Origin of the sequence: uncultured Campylobacter sp., assembly GCF_938045465.1 — a bacterium.
Lineage (GTDB): Bacteria > Campylobacterota > Campylobacteria > Campylobacterales > Campylobacteraceae > Campylobacter_B.
In genome coordinates this window covers 1-18,901 of the sequence record NZ_CALIBF010000057.1, presented here as the reverse complement: position 1 = coordinate 18,901, position 18,901 = coordinate 1, and the positions used below count along the sequence as shown (strand labels likewise).

The window sequence follows — 18,901 nt, the reverse complement described above, 5'->3', positions numbered from 1 at the left end:
CTATGGGCGTATCAATATTAGATGAGAAAAATGCAACCGAAAACGAGCTATTGCATGAAATTCTAAAAGGCATAAATAATAAAAATAGCGATGAAATTTAAAATAAGGTGAAATATGCAGCAAAATGAAGAATTGTATTATTTAATAGCTGGATTCATATACGATTGGTGCGATATAGAGCTGTTTTGCGATGAATTTTATAAGATGTATGATTTGGAATCGCAATATTGCGCAACCAATAAAGCGGAAGAGCAGGCATTAAAAGAATTGGATATGATGACGGGTAGATTTTCTGAGTTTGATGAAGATTTTAAAAAGGCTCCTAACGTATTTTTTAAAGAAGGCGAGATAAGGCAAAAGGCAGAAGAAATTTTTCGATTATTTTCTAATATCAAAATTTCTAAAGAGGAATTTTTTAGATTTTTGAAAGAGCAGAGAGGGCTAAATTTTCCGATTGGCGTTGATTTGGGCGAAGGCTATGTAATGTGCCCGAATTGCTCTAATGCAATGAAGGTAGATGGACGCCAAAGCGTAATTACATGCGATAATAAATATTGTATCACTAAGTTTATCAATCCTTTAGCGAAATTAACGCTTGCGGAGATTAAGATTGGAAATGAATAAAATTTGATTTAGACAAAATAATTTAATACAAAATTTATGGAGAAAATAGATGCTTAATTTAGAAGAGCAGGAATTCCGCGTAAAGGGCGTTTATGATAATATAGAAGAGGCTTCCAGCATAAAGCAGCAAAAAATGTATTGGTTGAATGAGAACAACGTAGAGGGCCATATTTCATCGTATATAGAGCTAATGTGCACACTTTTGATGATTTTGATTTCGACGATTTTGCAAAAAATACGGCTTGTCGTTTAGGATTCCCGCCAAAACTTATAGAATTATTGCAAGAACTTAGAGATGCTATAAAAAATTATCAAGCCAAAGACGAAACCGATGATCGCGCCATTATAGAGGATCCAAATTGGCATATCGTAGTAGAAAAGGCACGAGACGCCATAAAAGAATGGGATAAATACGATTTAGGCTCGAACGATAGAACATTCAAATTAAATTAGGTAGTAAAAAACAAAAAATAGGATTTTAATATGATAAAAAATGAATTTGAATTTTTAATTGCCTCCGTGCCGGATAGAGAAAAAGTAGTAGCCGAGATTTGGCATATGGACAGAGAGCCTTTAATACAGATCAACCATGAAACAAATAAGCTTTTAGTCGCTGCTACCGAGACTCGGCATAATATCAATTTTTACGAGCTTATATGGGCGCTATATGCCGGGGGATTATGGCTAAAAGATGGGAATCAAAGACCGAATTTTACGGAGCAATTTGAGAAATTTTCAAAAAGAAACGGAAGATGCTCGAAAAATATCTTTAAATTTACAAGATATGAAAATAAAGTGAGTATAGAGCATAAAGGAAATGTAATAGCCCGCGTCATAAAAGAAGGTGGCGCCCTATCGGTGGGTTTGTTAAATTTTGGATTTGTATTAAAAGACTGCGTAGAGCTCGAAAATTTCGTACGGGCTTTGCAAAATTCTAGGAAACTGCTAGATAGCGCGGACGGCTAAGTATCACAGCTAAAAACATTATAAAGGATAATAAAATGACCGATTATTTCGTAAGAAAAGAAAGCGCGATAAAATTAAATAAGCTTTTAGGGTTAGATTCGACGGGAGATGAGCAAGATTGGGAGCTAGAATTAGCAGACATCGGCAAAATTACGTCTATGCTAAATCTACTAGAAAACAAGACATTAAATTTCCACGATAAGATTGCTCTGTCGCATTTAATTGTCGCTTCGTTTGAGAAAGAGGATGAAGAGCTAGGCACGGTAGACGGGGATAGAATTAAAATATTTGCCGACTTTCTGGACGATAACTTGCAAATCAAAAATATCATACGAGAATACTGGGTAGTTGCGTATGGGAATTTGAGTAAAAATTTAGCCTATTTGATATTTGGGGATAAATAAAGGATTAAATAATGCAGCCCAAAATTAGAAATTTATGCGTATCACTGGAAAATAAAATTTTAAATTTACGTTCTCTTGATCCCGAGCAAGTATGCTGCTGCATAGCGACATGGTTTATTGAAAATAAAATTTTATTTCGTATGAAAGAATACGACGGTTGCGGCTTGGACGAGCTGTTAAAGTTAAATTTTAAAGATTATCCGACCGAGCTATCGATTTACGGCGACGGAAAAGCAAAGAAATTCTTTGGCGTAAAGATCATCAAATCGGACAAATACCGCTTGATAAATAAAATTAGAGCGCTGAAAGATCAAAAGAGCTTAAGACTGGTCTACGAGGAATTAAACTCGATTATATTCGATAGCTTGGTAGTTAGCGTGGATTTGGACTTGGCGTGCGAATGCCCGCAATGGTCGCCTAGCGATTATAGAGTTATGTTAAACGAAGCGACGGACGAAATCGTTTTCGCCTGTATAAACTGCGAGAAGAAATTTTATTCGCATACTCTTACCCAGTGCCAAATAGATTGTAATCTTGCTATTCCTAAACGCGAATATTTTATCAATTAACTATTTCAATCATTTCTTTTTATAGCCAACTTTGGTAGCCAAGAAAGAAGCGGGCGGCAAGGGCTCAAATTATTAACCCAATCCAAATTTAACCCACTCCGGCACATTAAATTTCACGATCGATTTGCGCTAGGGCGCCCAGGCATCGCCAAGCCCGAGCGCCGTTAAATTTCAAATTTAAAACTGTCCGAAAAGATCGTTCAGCGCCTCGCTGATGCTAGGATGCGTAAAAATTTGGTTTTTGAAAAAGTCCGCCTTCGCGCCCAGCGCCATGGCGATCGCCAGCTCATTAACGATCTCGTGCGCGTTTACGCAGTGAAGCGCCGCGCCTAAAATTTCGCCGCTAGCTGCGTCCACGACCGCCTTCATCATTCCCTCGTCGTGCGCTACGACTTTGGCGCCGGGCACCGCTGCCATCGAAAGCTTCAGCACCTTGATCTCGCGCCCACTCTCTCTTGCCTGCCTCTCGCTAAGGCCGATGCGAGCTAGCGGCGTGCGGGTAAACAGCACGCTTGCATGCGGTGCGCGGTTTTTCGTAGTGCGCGCGCCGTCTCCGAAAAGCGCGCTAAAAATGATCCTAAAATCGTCTAAGCTAGTGTAGGTAAACATCTCGCCGCCGCGCACGTCGCCTGCCGCGTAGATGCCAGCAGTCGAGCTTTGCAGATGCTCATTCGTGATGATATTGCCGTGCGCGTCCGTCTGCACCCCCGCAGCGGCTAAATTTAGCTCGCCCGTATTTGCGCGACGACCGAGGGCGTATAAAAACGCGTCCGCCACGATCGTTTCACTCTCGCCCGCGAGGTTAAATTTTAGCTCTCTATCGTTTAAACTCAAAAACTCGCAGCCCTCGATAATCTCCACGCCTTGGGCCTGCAGAGCGGATTTGACACTGGCGGCCACGTCCTCATCCTCGTTTTTCATAAATTTCGATCGCATCAGCACGCTGACTTTAGAGCCGAATCCCGCAAACATCGAGGCAAACTCAAGCCCGATAAATCCGCCGCCGATTACCACGAGATGTTTCGGCAGGATCTTTAAATTTAAAATTTCTTCGCTGCTATAAGCGAGCCCTGAGCTTACCTCAAAGCTAGGCTCGACCTCCCTCGAGCCCGTATTTACGACGATCGTTCCTGCTGAAATTTCACGTGTTTGTCCGTCAGGACTTAGCACGCGCACGGAATTCGCGCTCGTAAATGAGCCCTCGCCGTCGATTACGTCGATATTTGGGCTTCCCTTTAGCATGGCTAAATTTTTCGCCCTCAGCGCCTCTACGAGCTCGTCCTTTTTCTGCATGCTCAGCACGAAATACTCTCCGAGCACGCTGAAATTTACGAAGCCTGCTTCCTTGCTCGCCGTAACTAGCCGCTTGGTCGGGATGCAGCCTACGTTGATGCAGGTGCCGCCGTACATCTGCGGCGAGCGCTCGATGAGAGCGACCTTTTTGCCCAGTGCGGCGGATTTTGCGGCAAGGGTTTTGCCTGCTTTGCCAAAGCCTATTACGATGATATCATAATCCATTTTTAATCCTTTTGATCTAAAATTTCGCGGGATTATAAGAGGTTTTATTAAATTTAAAATCTGCGTGGCGCAAATTTAAAGGCGCAGGCAAGAGGCGCGAAATTTCGCGACGAAATTCTAACTTCGGCACGGAATTTAATACGGAAAATAAAAATTTCAGTTCTAATCGTTTCAAAAATTTTGCATCAATAGAATTAAAATTTTAAGCGCGGGATACGTGGCATTTTATAGCGCTTGGTAACGGATAGAATCAAATTCCAAGTCCCAAACCGCTCATAAAATTTAGAAGTATGAAAGCGCGGAATTTACGCCGTAAAATTCCGCCACTAGCGCTTTTTTACGCCGAGCAAAAACATATCGATGCGGTCCTTGATTAGCTCGCTCGCTTTGAAATTTAGCTTTTCGTCGAAAAATAGCAGCCTGCTAAAATGCGGCTCTCTAAGCAAAAAGCAAAAATATAGCGCTAGGCTTTTTGCCGTGCGTCCGGGCTCAAACTCGTCCGCATGCGCCGCCAAATACTCATCCAGCGCATTCGGCGAACCTAGCACGCCGCTTTTTAAAAAGATTTTTGGGCTCTCGCTAAGCGCACCGTTAAAGCCGCTGAAAAGTATCAGCCGGTAGAATTTTATCGCCTCCGGAGCGAAAAGAAACTCCAGATAAATCCCTGCAAACTCTCGTAGATACTCACGCAATTTTAGGTCTTTATTGATTCGCATGCGCTCGTTCATTCGCTCGTCGAGCTTTTTACTTTGCAGTTCGATGATGCGCAAAAATAGGCTTTCTTTGTTATCAAAATACTTATAAACCGACGATAGCGAGCCGCCGCTAAGCTCGATGATATCGCTTAAGCTCGTAGCCTCGTAGCCTTTGGCTAAAAACAGCTCCAGCGCCGCGTCTAAAATGAGCTTGCAGCGAATTTCGGATTTTTTATATTTAGGCGATTCGGGCATTTCGCCTCCTTTGAAATACTAAAATTTTTTGTAAGTGTATAAAAAATATACTTAATTAAGCAACATTATTAGGCTAAAATTCTAAAAGCTCAGCAAAAAATAATTTTGCGCGGCTTTACAAGCGAAGCGAAATTTTATATCTAGCGGGCGTAAGCGAGCGGAATTTTATCGCGCGCCGGCTGCGGTAAAGCGGGATCTATCTTCATAAACGAAGCGTTTAATGCCTATTTTAGGCAAATTTAGCAATAATTACCTAAAACGCTAAAAGGCATCTTTGTATGAAAAAAGTCTCGATCGGCGAAGCAGCCGAAATTTTAGGAATTTCAAAAGAAGCCGTCTACAACCGCATCCGCAGAAATTCCTTGCGCGCCGAGGAAAGCGGCGGCGTACGCTACGTGCTTTTAGATGATGAAATACAACAAAGCGAGCCCGCTTCGCAAAGCTCTGCGAAAAGCCCGCGCACTAGTGGTGCAGCTGGCACTCAAAGCTTCATCGACTATCTCATCAAAGAAATCTCCGAGCTAAAAGGTAAAATTGAAGCGCTACAAAGCGATAAGGACAGGCTTCACAAAGAAAAAGAGGAAATTTTAATCGCCTCGAAAGATGAAATCAAGCTGATGTATAAAGAGCGCGATGAGAAGCTCAGGTATTTTTTGTCGTTTTTCGACAAACCGCTGCTTTCGAACAAAAGTCGCGAGGTCAAACCCTATGATGTCGAAATCAAAGAAAAAACCTTCGATCGTAGCGAATGGACGAGCCTTGCAAAATTCGTAAAATCGCTCAAACGCAAAAAGCGCCTCAAAGCGCAAAGCCTAATCATCGAAAATATAGGCAAGAGCGAGTTTATCCGCGTCGAGGGAAACGAGCTTTTGATAAATCAAAGCTTAGATATAAAATCACTGAAAGGATCTAAATGAAACTACGCAAAATCGCTAGCTATGCGCTGGTAAGCGGCTTCGGGCTTGTTATGGCGGGCTCGTTAGCGGCCTGCGACGATAGGGGGCAGGAGCAAAATGTCCGTCTGCAAGAAGGCGCGCTCGTGCGGCTCGAAGAGGTCGCGCCGGGAAAATATAAAATTTTAGAGGAATTTCCGAGCGAAAAAACCCAGATCATCTTAAGATCGCTCGACGGCACGGAGAGAATTTTAAGCGATGAGGAAACCAAAGCCCTTTTAGCCGAAGAAAACGCTAAAATCGACGCCGGCACTTCAAATTTGACGAACCAAAACGCGCAGCTTAGCAGCGGCGGCATGAGCCTGGGCGAAGCGATCTTGGCAAGCGCTGCAGGCGCCATCATCGGCTCGTGGATCGGCGGCAAGCTGTTTAACAACCCAGCCTATCAAAGCCAGCGCCAAACCGCCTACAAAAGCCCGAGCGCCTACTCCAGAAGCGTCGATAGCTTCAATCAAGCAAAGCAGCAAAACGCCAAGGCGCGAAGCGGTAGAAGCGGATTTTTCGGCGGAAGTAAGAGCGGCAAGAGCGGTGGATTTTTCGGCGGTTAAGCACGCTTTGAAACATACAGCGCTTTACGCGGCGAGTTAAATTTAGCGCGTAGAATTTTAAAATTTGCACGAAATTTAGCATTGATTTGACGCAGGTTTTTCAAAAACACGCCGTAAAGCTCGGCTAAATTTTATCGCTTCTGCCGCGCATGATCCACAGCGTCTGCGTGCCGTTTAATTTAGCCGCGAGCATCTTTTCGTGCGGCTAAAATTTACGCGCAATCGCCGCGATAATCTACGCTGATTAAATTTTGCCGTGCGCCTTGCGCGCTTTAAATTTACGCGAAGCCGTATGCGTATCAAAACTAGCAAAGGCCGCAAAGATCGCGGCGCAAGTGAGTTAAAATTTTAAAAAAAGGATAAAAATGCAACTAAAAAAGATAACGCCGTTAAGCAACGAATATCTCGAAAAGCTCGGCTTTTACTGGCACACGGACGCCGACGAAACACCTTATGTCAGCGACGAGATCGTACGCGTGAGCGCTGCGGAGGCGGATGCGTATTACGAAGCGGCGAACGAGCTATACGAGATGTTTGTCGCGGCCACGCAGCATGTCATCGACAATAACCTCTTCCACGAGCTCGGTATCCCCTTCAACCTCGTAGATCTAATCAAACAAAGCTGGGAAAACGAGGTGCACTGGCACCTATACGGGCGCTTCGATTTCGCAGGCGGGCTGGACGGCAAGCCTATCAAGCTGATAGAATTTAACGCCGACACGCCCACGGCGGTGTTTGAGACGGCGATCATCCAGTGGGCGATGCTCAAAGAAAACGGCATGGACGAGGCGAGCCAGTTCAACGACCTCTACGACGCGCTGCGCGATAATTTCAAGCGGCTCGTGGTGCTTGACGGCGAGCTCGAGGACTTTTCCAAATTTTACGAGGGGTGGAAAATTCTATTTAGCAGCGTCGCGGGCAACGTCGAGGACGAAAAGACGACGAAGCTTTTGCAGCAGACCGCGGAGGATGCGGGCTTTAAGACGCGCTTTGCCTACGTGGACGAGGTGGAATTTAACGACGAAGAGGGCGTGTTTTTTGACGGCGAAAACTACGAGTATTGGTTCAAGCTGATCCCTTGGGAGGCGATCGCGATCGAGGAGGGCGAGCTTGCGCTCATCTTAAAAAACATCGTGCAAAATCAAAAGGCGATCATCCTAAACCCCGCATACACGCTGCTTTTCCAAAGCAAGGGGATTATGAAAATCCTGTGGGATCTGTATCCGAACCACCCGCTGCTGCTGCAAAGCTCCTTTTCGCCGATCATCGGTAAAAAGATGATCAAAAAGCCGTTTTTGGCGCGCGAGGGGGCGAACGTGGCGATTTTTGACGCAGACGGCAAAAAGATAGAGGAAAACGGCGGCGAGTATGAAAATCAGAAATTTTTATATCAGGAATTTTACGAGCTCAATAAAGACGAGCGCGCCCAGAGCTACCAAGCGGGGGTGTTTTTCGCCTTTGAGGGCTGCGCGCTGGGCTTCCGCAAGGGCGGCGAGATACTCAATAATCTCTCAAAATTTGTGGGGCACTACATCGAGGATGCGCAGTAGCGGCACGGCGAATTTTATAAAATTTGAGAAATTTTAGAGCGGAGCATTTTGGTGATACATTTCGCGGCAAGGCCCTCGCCGCAGTAAATTTTATCGCCGGGCGGCAGCGGAATTTAACGCTAGGAGGCTACGGCGAAATTTAACGTAGCGGCGCGACCAAAATTCTGTGCGACCAAAATTTCGAGCAGGTTAAATCGGCGCGAGCTAAAATTTCGCACGGAGCAAGATTTGCGCGAGCTAAATTTTAAAATTTAGGCGCGAGCGACAAAAATTTATCTCTCGCTTCGGCGCAAATTGAAATTTTAAATTTAGACGCAGGTTTCAGCGGCGGTAAAATTTAACGCCTGCTTCGGCATGAATTGGAATTTTAAAATTTAACGCCCCGCGCGCTGCGAGCATTAAATTTCGCGAGGACAGAATTCACGATAGTTAAATTTTGCGAGAGTAAAATTTCGCTAGAGCAAATTTACGCAATAGCCAAATTTGCAGAGTTAAAATTTGCCGTTTAAGCGCCGTGCTCCGAATCGCGCAATGGAATTTAACGGCTAAATTTAGCCGCGCTGCTACGACTTAAAATTTTTAAACGCAAAGGGGAAAATATGAAAATCGTATGTTTGGATGCCGCGACGCTGGGAGCCGATGCCGATCTTAGCGAGATCGCGAGCTTGGGCGAGTTTGAAAGCTACGAGATGACCGAGCCCGCGCAAACCGCGCAGCGCCTAGCGGGCGCAGACGTCGCCATAACCAACAAAGTCCTAATCACGGATGAGATCATGGCGCAAACCGCGCTTAAGCTGATCTGCGTCAGCGCCACTGGCACGAATAACATCGACATGCAGGCCGCGCAGGCTCGCGGTATCGCGGTGAAAAATGTGGCGGGCTATTCGACGAACAGCGTCGTGCAGCAGACCTTTGCGTCGCTGTTTGCGCTAACCAACGCGCTCGGATACTACGCGGATTACGGCAGTAGCGGCAAATGGTGCGAGAGCGAAATTTTTACCCACATTGACGCGCCCATCAGCGAAATTTACGGCAAAGAATTCGGCGTCATCGGGCTTGGACAGATCGGCGAAAAGGTCGCCCGCATCGCCGCTGCGTTCGGCGCAAACGTGAGATACTACTCCACCAGCGGCGCGAACGACAACGGCGAGTTTGCCAGAGTGAGCTTGGACGCGCTTTTGAGGGCATGCGACATCATCTCGATCCACGCCCCGCTAAATCAAAAAACGGCGGAGTTGATCGGCGAGGCGGAGCTTGCGAAGATGAAAGAGGGGGCGATCTTGATGAATTTCGGCCGCGGCGGCATCGTGGACGAGGAGGCGCTGGCTCGCGCCGTGGACGAGCGAGGCCTACGCGCGGCGCTTGACGTGCTGCAAACAGAGCCGATGAGGGCGGATCATCCGCTTTTGCGCGTGAAAAATCGCCGCAACGTCGTCATCACGCCTCACATCGCATGGGCGAGCATAGAGGCCCGCAAACGGCTGATAAAGATGATCGCGCAAAATATCAGGGATTTTATAAACGGCAAATAAGCGCGGTTGAAACGCTGGAGCAAATTTAACAAAATCAAGATGCGGCACAAGGTCCACAAAGACTCTGCACGCAGTATTTCAAAGCGCTGTATATAAAATTTTATTAACTGAAAAGAAGCGATACCGCTTCGGATAAAATTTTAAATTTACGCCACGGATAAGCTATCTCTCCGCTTTGAATTTATAGATTTATCTTTTCTTATAAATTCTTTTTATGCTCATCCAAAATCCCGTAACTATAAAAAATAACACTGAAATCGCCGCTACGCAAAATAAGAACTTGCCCACCTCGCCGAAGATATAGCCCGAATGCACGCTCAAAACGGCTTTATGTATAGCAAACGGGCGCGGCATGGTGCTTTTCGCATCATCATAGCGAGCATGCCGCAAGATGCCCTTTTTAACGTTTACACTCATCGTGTTCATATGCTCTTCGCACTCTTCGCCTTTATCGAAATAAAAGATCATAAAATTTTCTCCATCTTTTTGAGCGATGATGTTAAAGAATTCGTAGTTTTCACCGCGTTCACGCTTAAAAATATCAAATGCCGTCTGCAAATTTAAAATTTTATCTTCATCCTCAAGCGAAAATCCTCGTACTTCGGTAAAACTCGTTTTTCTAAAAATTTCCTTTTCGCCTAGCGTTCTGTTGGTGATTTTGGCTATCCAATCATACGACCAATAAAGCCCGCTAGCGCTTATCGTAAGCAAAACAGGCAGCAGCAAAACTCCGACCGCGCCGTGCAAGCTATATAAAAACGTGTAACCTCTCGCTTTAAAATTTATCCTAAATGCGCGTAAAATCTTTCCTCTAAAGCTAGGATAATAGATCACCACGCCTGAAATTAAGACTAAAATAAACATAACCGTGCTAAGCGCCACGATATTTTTGCCTATTAGCCGCAGAGTTTCGTTTTTGCTTAGCCCAAATCCTAGATTAGTATGTAGATTTAGCGCTACGCCGATAAACGTATCGCCTATGTTTTCCGAAGTAATTTCGCCGCTATAAGGATCTATAAAATATGATTTAAACTCGCCGCTAGAATCTGTACCGGAAAGCCTAATCGCCTCATTTTTATTTTGAGGAATTCTATAATAACTGAGCGTAAAACCGGGCTTGACTTTTCTGAAAATATTTAAAATTTCGGCGGGTTCGAGGGCATCTTTTCCGCTCGGACTCACGAAAGATTTGCTTTGATTTAACGCATCTATAATCTCATCATGATACGAGATAATAGCGCCACTAAGGGCTATGATTAAGATCGGCACACAGCATATAAGCGTCAAAATAAGGTGGACATTGAACCAAAATTTTTTCCTTTTTAGAATCGCCATTAATTTCCTTAAATTTTAAATCCGCAGACGAAATTTTATGCGCCGCGAATTTAAAAATTCACGTTAAATCCAACCTGCGCCTTCATCCCGTCTACGACCATCATTTGATAATTTCCCGAGCGCGTTAGTACGAATTCGTTGAATATGTTATAAAGCGTAAAATTTAAACTTGCGTCTTTTGTAACTTTATAGCTCGCGCCCAGATCAAAAAGCGTGTATGAGCGGATATCCTCATCGTAGCTTAGGCTATCGCGCGTCCTACTATAATAATTTATTTGCGACCATAAGTTTAGCTTGGAGCTTACGTCGTAATCAAATCCTAGCTTTACCGAATGGATTGGAAAATTATTTAAGGTTTTACCCTTCTCGCTACCCGTTTTTTGCTCGGATTTCGTATAGGCGTAGTTTGCATGCAGCTTCAAATTATCTAAAATTTGATAATCGCTACTTAGCTCTAGACCCCTAACCTCGGCTTCTCCGATATTTATAGTGTCCCAAATACCGCGCCTGTAAGTTTTGCCGTTATGTACGCAAGGATTTCCCGGTCTTGGACGGCAAATTAATTTGGTAGAAATTCCATCTTTGATTTCGGTATAAAACGCAGTAGCACTAAAGTTAAATTTATCGTTATCGTCGTAAGAAAACCCGCCTTCGTAGCTTATGCTGCTTTCAGGCTTTAGAGAGCTTCTGCCGATCTGCGCTCCCTGACCTCCTGCAAACGGCAGGGCAAGGCCCTCGCTACGCTGCTTAATATCCGGAGTTGAATATCCCGTCGAAACGCCGCCTTTAATAGAAAAGCTTTCGTTTAAACGATAAACGGCATAAGCGCGCGGCGATATATGGCCGCCATAGTCCTTATCGCGGTTATATCTGATTCCACCGGTTAGCGTTAAATCATCAGTTAGATAAAAATCATCCTCGCCGTAGATCGAATAATCCCATCTTTTGACATTTGCCTCATCTGCGGTAGTAGCGGCTTCGTTTAATCTCTCGCTTCGGTATTGCACGCCCAAACTCAAAGCATTTGAATCGAAAAAATATGAGCCTTTAGAATTTAGCGTAGTCGTTCTAAGACGCAGATCCTGGGCGCCGCTTTCTTTCATGCTATCGTAATTTGCATAGCTATCTATCATAAACTTATCGTATTTTCCCTGGTGAGACAGGCTTGCAGTGTAGCCTTTCATATCCTCTTTCGCAATATCGTTATTGCCTCCCGAGGTTGTTCGCGTACGCCCGTATGTACGCCTAAATTTATTATTTACTTTACGATAATCAAGCGCTACCTCATCGTTTTGCGTTACGTTATACATCAGTTTTGCGCCCATATTCGTCTCTTCATTATTTCTATTCGCATAAGGCTCTTTGTCCTCTATCTTTTCAAAAAATCTGCCGTAAAGTGCGATACCTAGCACGTCCGGGACGATAGCTCCGTTTAGATAAAAACCCGTTTGATAATCACCTTTTATTTGCGATTTTTTAGCGAAAGTATAGTATCCGTTTACATTGCCGCTAAGCTCATTTGAAAAGCCCTTGGTGATGATATTTATTACTCCGCCCATAGCGTCGCTGCCGTAAAGCGAGCTCATAGGACCGCGTATGACCTCTATGCGCTCTATCGCATTTGCGGGAGGCAAGAAATTCTGGCTGCTGCCGATACTCCTTAATCCTTTATAGGCACTATCGCTGGTTGCAGGCTTGCCGTCGATTAAAATTTTTGTATACTTTTGAGACAGACCTCTTAGGCTTATGCCTTTTCTAGATGCAGCACCTAGCGTTGCGGTAAAGGCACTCGGCAAATCTTTTAGCATTGCGGAGATATCTTGATAGTTACGCTTTTGTATCTCTTTTTGCGTAAGAACGGAGATAGAAGCGGGTGCGTCTTGAATATTTTGCCGATAGCCCGTAGCACTGACTACGGTAATTTCACCCAAATTTACGCTTTTACCTTGTTTTTCTATCTCACTCGATATCCCGGCTGTCGCTATAGCAGCAATCAGCGATAATTTATATATTGCGCGCACAAACGCCCCTTTTCTTATTAAAATTTAAACTCATTTTACTATAATAAGATACGCATTATCAAGAAATACTAAACGGTAGAGGGATTTTTTTAAACGCTAAAGGGATAAGATGAGTAAAGAGATAAGTTTAGATGATTTTTTACAAAAAATATCTAACGACATTGAGCCGTCCAAGCAATGCGGGTATAGCAAAACCGAGCTTAAAAGCGAAAGTATAAAATTCAACTTTAGCTCTTTTTATACGGGCGGAGAGATAGGATATTATAGCAGCGATATAATTTGCAGAGATTTTCTTTTGCATCGCCACGAACGGGGCAGCCGCTATTCATTTTTATTTTTCAATACGGGCGAAAATCCTATCTGCTTCAGATCGGATAAAGATCAATTCGTTTTGAATAAAGGTGAGTTTTGGCTCGGAACTATGCAAAGCGAACTACGTGGCGTTCACGAGCTTGAAAATAAACACTATAAAAGCTCCTGCATAGCGCTTAGCACTGCTTTTGCAAATGAGCTGGGAATTTTAAAAAATTTGAATTTAGATCAAGCTGTTTGCATGAAGAAATTTAAAACAAGCGCCGTGCAAAATATTATTCTCAAAGAGCTCGAAAATGCCGCGATATACGACGGCAAAATGCGCGAAATTTTTATGGAAAGTAAAATTTTAGAGATGCTTTATAGAAGTTTTCATAAATTTAATGAGCCCGAAAATGCGCTTAGTCTTGATGAAAATCGCATAAAAACAGTCCAAAAAGCAAAGAAAATATTACTTGAAAATATGCAAAACCCACCTAGCATTAAGGAGCTCGCTCGTCTTTGTGCCACGAATGAATTTGCACTAAAAAGGGATTTTAAAGCATATTTCGGCACGAGCGTTTATGCGATGCTGACAAATGAACGGCTTGAGATTGCAAAAGAGCTATTAAGTCTAGATCAAATCAGCGTAAACGAAGCCGCCAAAATGGTCGGATACAATAATTTATCGCATTTTTCTAAAATTTTTAGGGCTAAATTTAATATATTGCCGACGCAACTGAAAAAGGATATAAAATTTTACTACTCGGATTAGAATTTCTTGCGACCGGCTATCTTTTATAAGCCGCGCCCTTTCACAACCGCATATCAAAACATCATAAAATTTTATATCGCAACCGGGATCCGTAAAAATACGGAATTTAAATTATAAATGCCGCCGAAGCCTTGGCGGCAAAAGCGAGCCGCGATCAATATCGCAGCTGCGCGTATATTCGGACGCCAAGGGGCGCCTTAAAATTTTAAATACATCTAAATTTAAAACAGACTATAAACCTCATCGAGCGTGAAGTGCTTTTTATCGATCTTGCCGCCGTAGTATGGCTTGATATCCTCGTCAAAAGCCTTATGGAAAAATTTCGCTTTATACATTTTTACCAGGCTGCTATTGACCGCATCAAGCAGCTCGGTATTGCCCTTAGATAGGGCAACGGCGATATAATCTACCTTGCCAAGGTTGATAATTTTTGCATCAAGCGCGGCATCGTTTCTAGCGTATCCGAGTACGACTGTATTATCGTCGGCAAAGCCTATGCCCTCGCCAGCCTTTAGCCTAGCGACACACTCATTCGCGTCGGTACATGTCGCAATCTCATAGCCCGCGTTTTTGAAGTGCTCCTCGGCAGTTGTGCCTTTAACGCTTAGAATTTTTTTATGCGCGATCTGATCGATTCTTGAAATATTATCATCCTTACGGCTTAGCACGCCAATTTGCACTGAATAATACGGATAAGAAAAATCGACTTTCTGAACGCGATCTTTTGTGACGGTGAGCTTGGATATGATGAGATCTACTTTGTTTTGCTCCAGCGAGGGAACGCGATCTTTAGATGCTACGGCGATAAAGTCGATTTTGATCTTTTTATTGCCGAATAGATTTTTGACTAACTCATTTGCCAAATCAACCTCAAAGCCCTTCAGCGTGCCGTTATCATCGAAGCTAAACGGAGGCTGGGAATCTTGCAAGCCTATGCGAATTTCGCCTGCTTGCTTGATATCTGCTAGGGAATTAGCGCAAAGCGCGCCAGCACCCAGCAAAATACTTAGTAGAATTTTTTTCATATTTCGTCCTTTTAATTAAAACATTTTATAAAGATCATCTAACAAGAAATATTTTTTCTCAGCCTTCCCCTTGTAAAAAGGATCGATGCTGTCGTTAAAAATTTTCTTGAAAAAGCCGTTTTTGCTGAGTTTGACAAGCCCGTCATTTAAGGCGTTTAGCAAGTCGTTGTTGCCTTTTTGCACCGCGATAGCTAAAAATTCCGATGTACCTAAATTCTTGATATTTACCTCTACCTTGCGATCTACGACCGAATAGCCCAAAACTACCATATTATCGTCTGCATAGCCGCTGCCGTGACCAGATTTTAGCGCACGGAAGCATTCGCTCGAACTAGCGCATGAGATAACTTTAAAGCCTTCCTTATTAAAATAATCAAACGCCGTAGTGCCTGGTTCGGCTAAAATTTCTTTATCCTGCAGGTCGTTTATTGTCTTGATATTGTCATCGCTACGGGTTAGTACGCCGATATTTACGCTAAAGTAAGGGTTTGAAAAATCCACTAGTTTCTCGCGCTCTTTCGTAACCGTAATCGCCGCGATATCCAAATCGACCTTGTTATCTTGCACGGCTGTGATACGATCATTGCCTAGAGTTACGACATATTCGATTTTGCCGCCCTTATCTCCGAAAATTTCTTTCACGAGCTCTTCGATAAGCGAAATTTCAAAACCGCTGTATTTGCCGTCCTCGGAGACGCTAAGCGGCGGCAGTGAGCCGTCTATTCCGATACGAATGAGCCCTTTTTCTTTGATCTGCGCTAAAGAGTTAGCAAATAACGAACACGAAGCGATTAACAACGTAAATATAATCTTTTTCATAAAATTCCTTTAAATTTTACTAAAATTTACCAGCGAATAGAATTCCATCCATCGCCACTTTAAATTAAAACAAGCTGTAAAGATCGTCCAGCAAGAAATACTTTTTATCAATGGTACCTTTATAAAAAGGCTCAATACTCTCATCAAAGATTTTTGTAAAAAAGCCCTTTTTACTTAGCTCAATTAATCCCGCATTTACCGCGTTAAGCAGCTCAGTATTGCCCTTTTGCACCGCGATGGCCAGGAAGTCCGTCGAGCCTAAATTCTTGATATTTACTTCGACTTTGCGGTCGACTACAGCGTAAGCGAACACAAGCAGATTATCATCTGCGTATCCGTCGCCCTTGCCCGATTTTAGAGCGTTAAAGCATTCGCTTGCACTATCGCACGGCGCTACGTTATAGCCCTGTTTCGTAAAGTAATCAAACACAGTAGTGCCGGGCTGCGTTAGTATAGTCTTTCCGTTTAGATCGGAGACCTTTCTGATATTATCGTCGCTACGAGTTAGCACGCCGATATTTACGCTAAAGTATGGATCGGAGAAATCTACCAGCTTCTCGCGCTCTTTCGTAACCGAGATAAGCGCGATATCTAAATCGACTCTGTTGTCCTGTACCGCTTTTATGCGGTCATCACCTACCGTTACGACATATTCTATCTTGCCGCCTTTATCGCCGAAAATTTCTTTAACAAGCCCTTCGATTAAGAGTATCTCAAAGCCGCTATATTCGCCAGCTTTAGCGACACTAAACGGCGGAGATGAGCCATCTATACCGATTCGAATAACCCCTTTTTCTTTGATTTGAGTCAAAGTGTTGCTAAGAAGCGAACACGCAGCCAGCATTAACGCCAAGATTATCTTTTTCATAGCGTCCCCCTTTTTAAAAATTACAGCAAGCTATAAAGATCGTCTAGCAAGAAATACTTTTTCTCTGCAGTTCCTTTGTAGTAAGGCTCGATGAAATTATCGAACGAATTTTTGAAAAAGCCCTCTTTGCTTAGCTTGATTAGCTCGCCGTTTAGAAAATCCAAAAGCTCCGAATTGCCCTTTTTCACACCGATGGCTAAGAAATCCGAAGTGCCTAAATTCTTGATATTTACTTCAACCTTTTTATCTAATACCGGATAAGCCAGCACGACTAAGTTATCATCGGCATACCCGTCGCCCTGTCCAGCTTTTAGCGCCTTGTAGCAAGCGTTTGCGTTATCGCATCTAGCGATATTATAGCCTTGCTTTTCAAAGTATGTTTCTGCAGTACCGCCGCTAAGAACTAAAATAGTTTTATCTTGTAAATCGTTTAGGGATTTAATCTTATCTTCGATGCGGGTTAAAATGCCTATATTGACACTAAAATATGGGGTCGTAAAATCGATCTGCTTCTCGCGCTCCGGAGTTACGGTAAAAGTTGCGATAACCGCATCCACCTTATCTTCTTGTAGGAATTTTATACGCTGATTTGCAAGCACGGAGGTAAACTCCACCTTTCCGCCTGATGGAAGCATATCTTTGGCGATGGCATTTGCCATATCGACCTCAAAGCCCTGATGCACGCCGTCTTCTATCTTGCTAAACGGCGGCTGCGCGTCATAAACGCCTATTCTAAGCACTCCGCTACTTTTGATCTCGGAGAGCGACCTAGCGCAAAGCGCGCTACTAGCCAAAGCTACGACGAGCAGACTTAAGAGAAATTTCTTCATCCTTTTTCCTTTCTCATAAATAATTTCAAAACTATTGCCACGGCTACGGGAAACCTCAAAATCCCGCGCGAATGGCAAGCAGACATTAAATTCGCCCGCAGACGAAAAGCAATTTTAGCTTTTTATATCTTTAATGATTATTAAATAATAAGTAAAGTTGACGAATAAATTCGCTTTTTCATTATTTGCTTCGATTTTGCGCGAGTTTTTTAGAATTCTCATCCGCATCATAGCAGTAAAATTCTAAAATTTTTAAAATTTTAGAATTTTACAAAATTTTAAAGCTGCAGAATTGAGTGAGAAATTTTATGAGCGCTTTAAAACTCGCGATGAAATTTTAAAATTTTATGAGATTAAATTTTGCAGATTGCATTTGACAAAACAGCACAAAAAAGGAGTGGAATTTTAAAATTTCGCGCTTTAGCGTAGACATAGAAGAATTTAAAATTCTTAAATTTATACGCTCCGCCCAGCAAAACGGAATTTTAAAATTTTTAGCAGACTACAAAATTCAAAAGCAAGCAAAATTAAATCTTTGCCACGCTACAGAATTCCGCGATAAAAGTGTGCCGCCAGCGCTAAATTTTGCGCCATAAATCATACTACAAACATCAGCTTGGCGCAAAGCACGATGATAAAGCCGAATACAAAGGCGATTTTGTGGATATTTACTCGCAAAAACTCAGGCGCGGGCCTTCCCAGCGCGCGGCAGCTTAAATTTATCGCTACGCACACGGCGATGATGAGCGCGAGCGCGACCTTTAGCATAAAGATTTTTTGAAGCGGCGTGCCGAAATACCCGCCGTTAGCGCTTCCGACCCAGCGGCTCATCATCATTCCGCCGGTGATAATCAGCGTAAAAAGGCAAACCGGCATAATCTTAATCGCGCGCGAGCCGATCGCTTTTTTAACGCGCTCAAAATCCGCACCCAGCGTGCCTTTAAGCCGCATAAAAATCACGACGTCGAAAAATATGTAGCCCAAAAAGATAATGGCGCAGATGAGATGGACGATCTGCACGTAAGGATAAATTTGCTCCACCACCGCTCCTTGCTATGAAATTTCGCCCATTTTATGCGAAATTTCAAATTTTAGCAATGACTTTCATCAACGCGCCGCGAACGGTTAAATTTAAGTAGATCGCGCGAGCGACGCAAATAAATTTGGCAAAATCGCGCGGATAAATTTAAGAGTAAAGCCGCGCAGCTAAATTTAAAAATGGCCGCATTTGTAAATTTACAAAATTTACGAGCAGTGCCGCGCGGGCGAAATTCTAAAATTCTAAAATTCTGCTCGCGAAAACCCGCGCAAATTCCGCAATCT

General features: G+C 43.5%; 19 protein-coding genes. 10 read left to right on the top strand and 9 right to left on the bottom strand.

Annotation, left to right across the window (positions count from 1 at the left end):
* Positions 1 to 114: 114 nt before the first annotated feature.
* The 5 genes from Q0413_RS02985 to Q0413_RS02965 all read left to right on the top strand — a co-directional run bounded on the left by Q0413_RS02985 (position 115) and on the right by Q0413_RS02965 (position 2,563).
* Entirely contained in the window at positions 115 to 624 is a 510-nt protein-coding gene (locus tag Q0413_RS02985; protein WP_298706365.1) for a hypothetical protein, read from the top strand.
* A 49-nt stretch (positions 625 to 673) separates the two neighbouring features.
* Positions 674 to 877, top strand: coding sequence for a hypothetical protein (locus Q0413_RS02980; RefSeq protein WP_298063788.1), 204 nt, complete (start codon positions 674 to 676; stop codon positions 875 to 877).
* Between the two features lie 230 nt (positions 878 to 1,107).
* Positions 1,108 to 1,590 (top strand): hypothetical protein, encoded by a 483-nt coding sequence (locus tag Q0413_RS02975; protein ID WP_298987153.1) that lies wholly within the window; start codon positions 1,108 to 1,110, stop codon positions 1,588 to 1,590.
* Between the two features lie 35 nt (positions 1,591 to 1,625).
* A complete protein-coding gene (locus Q0413_RS02970; RefSeq protein ID WP_298063783.1) occupies positions 1,626 to 1,994 on the top strand; it encodes a hypothetical protein in 369 nt (122 codons plus the stop codon).
* An 11-nt stretch (positions 1,995 to 2,005) separates the two neighbouring features.
* A complete protein-coding gene (locus Q0413_RS02965; protein ID WP_298987151.1) occupies positions 2,006 to 2,563 on the top strand; it encodes a hypothetical protein in 558 nt (185 codons plus the stop codon).
* Positions 2,564 to 2,740: 177 nt separating this feature from the next.
* Here Q0413_RS02965 and Q0413_RS02960 read toward each other — a convergent pair whose 3' ends face one another.
* Positions 2,741 to 4,081, bottom strand: a complete 1,341-nt coding sequence (locus Q0413_RS02960; protein ID WP_298987148.1) for an FAD-dependent oxidoreductase — start codon at positions 4,079 to 4,081, stop codon at positions 2,741 to 2,743.
* 326 nt (positions 4,082 to 4,407) lie between these two features.
* Positions 4,408 to 5,031, bottom strand: coding sequence for a TetR/AcrR family transcriptional regulator (locus Q0413_RS02955; RefSeq protein ID WP_298987146.1), 624 nt, complete (start codon positions 5,029 to 5,031; stop codon positions 4,408 to 4,410).
* A gap of 278 nt (positions 5,032 to 5,309) precedes the next feature.
* Between Q0413_RS02955 and Q0413_RS02950 the strand changes: the two genes are divergently transcribed.
* From Q0413_RS02950 to Q0413_RS02935, 4 genes are all read left to right on the top strand, one after another.
* Entirely contained in the window at positions 5,310 to 5,948 is a 639-nt protein-coding gene (locus Q0413_RS02950; RefSeq protein WP_298987142.1) for a helix-turn-helix domain-containing protein, read from the top strand.
* The gene (locus Q0413_RS02945; RefSeq protein ID WP_298987140.1) at positions 5,945 to 6,532 is read left to right on the top strand and encodes a UPF0323 family lipoprotein; all 588 of its coding nucleotides are present in this window, start codon (positions 5,945 to 5,947) and stop codon (positions 6,530 to 6,532) included. The genes Q0413_RS02950 and Q0413_RS02945 overlap by 4 nt, the downstream gene beginning before the upstream one ends.
* Before the next feature lie 365 nt (positions 6,533 to 6,897).
* On the top strand, positions 6,898 to 8,082 hold the full coding sequence (locus Q0413_RS02940) for a glutathionylspermidine synthase family protein (RefSeq protein ID WP_298987136.1): 1,185 nt from the start codon (positions 6,898 to 6,900) through the stop codon (positions 8,080 to 8,082).
* A gap of 599 nt (positions 8,083 to 8,681) precedes the next feature.
* A complete protein-coding gene (locus Q0413_RS02935) occupies positions 8,682 to 9,614 on the top strand; it encodes a D-2-hydroxyacid dehydrogenase (RefSeq protein WP_298987134.1) in 933 nt (310 codons plus the stop codon).
* Between the two features lie 189 nt (positions 9,615 to 9,803).
* On the opposite strand, the gene Q0413_RS02930 is transcribed toward Q0413_RS02935, so the two are convergent.
* Together Q0413_RS02930 and Q0413_RS02925 are read right to left on the bottom strand one after the other, a co-directional pair.
* Complete coding sequence (locus tag Q0413_RS02930; protein WP_298987131.1) at positions 9,804 to 10,949, bottom strand: PepSY domain-containing protein; 1,146 nt, start codon at positions 10,947 to 10,949, stop codon at positions 9,804 to 9,806.
* A 50-nt stretch (positions 10,950 to 10,999) separates the two neighbouring features.
* On the bottom strand, positions 11,000 to 12,970 hold the full coding sequence (locus Q0413_RS02925) for a TonB-dependent receptor (protein ID WP_366939641.1): 1,971 nt from the start codon (positions 12,968 to 12,970) through the stop codon (positions 11,000 to 11,002).
* 109 nt (positions 12,971 to 13,079) lie between these two features.
* Here Q0413_RS02925 and Q0413_RS02920 point away from each other — a divergent pair, with 109 nt between their 5' ends.
* Entirely contained in the window at positions 13,080 to 14,036 is a 957-nt protein-coding gene (locus tag Q0413_RS02920) for an AraC family transcriptional regulator (RefSeq protein ID WP_298987127.1), read from the top strand.
* Positions 14,037 to 14,257: 221 nt separating this feature from the next.
* Here Q0413_RS02920 and Q0413_RS02915 read toward each other — a convergent pair whose 3' ends face one another.
* From Q0413_RS02915 to Q0413_RS02895, 5 genes are all read right to left on the bottom strand, one after another.
* Complete coding sequence (locus Q0413_RS02915; RefSeq protein ID WP_177388809.1) at positions 14,258 to 15,061, bottom strand: transporter substrate-binding domain-containing protein; 804 nt, start codon at positions 15,059 to 15,061, stop codon at positions 14,258 to 14,260.
* Between the two features lie 15 nt (positions 15,062 to 15,076).
* On the bottom strand, positions 15,077 to 15,880 hold the full coding sequence (locus tag Q0413_RS02910; protein ID WP_298987123.1) for a transporter substrate-binding domain-containing protein: 804 nt from the start codon (positions 15,878 to 15,880) through the stop codon (positions 15,077 to 15,079).
* A gap of 64 nt (positions 15,881 to 15,944) precedes the next feature.
* Complete coding sequence (locus Q0413_RS02905; RefSeq protein ID WP_298987121.1) at positions 15,945 to 16,748, bottom strand: transporter substrate-binding domain-containing protein; 804 nt, start codon at positions 16,746 to 16,748, stop codon at positions 15,945 to 15,947.
* A gap of 20 nt (positions 16,749 to 16,768) precedes the next feature.
* Complete coding sequence (locus Q0413_RS02900; protein ID WP_298987118.1) at positions 16,769 to 17,578, bottom strand: transporter substrate-binding domain-containing protein; 810 nt, start codon at positions 17,576 to 17,578, stop codon at positions 16,769 to 16,771.
* Between the two features lie 597 nt (positions 17,579 to 18,175).
* Positions 18,176 to 18,619: a copper resistance protein CopD gene (locus tag Q0413_RS02895; protein WP_298987116.1), complete on the bottom strand. Its 444-nt coding sequence runs from the start codon at positions 18,617 to 18,619 to the stop codon at positions 18,176 to 18,178.
* Positions 18,620 to 18,901: the final 282 nt, after the last annotated feature.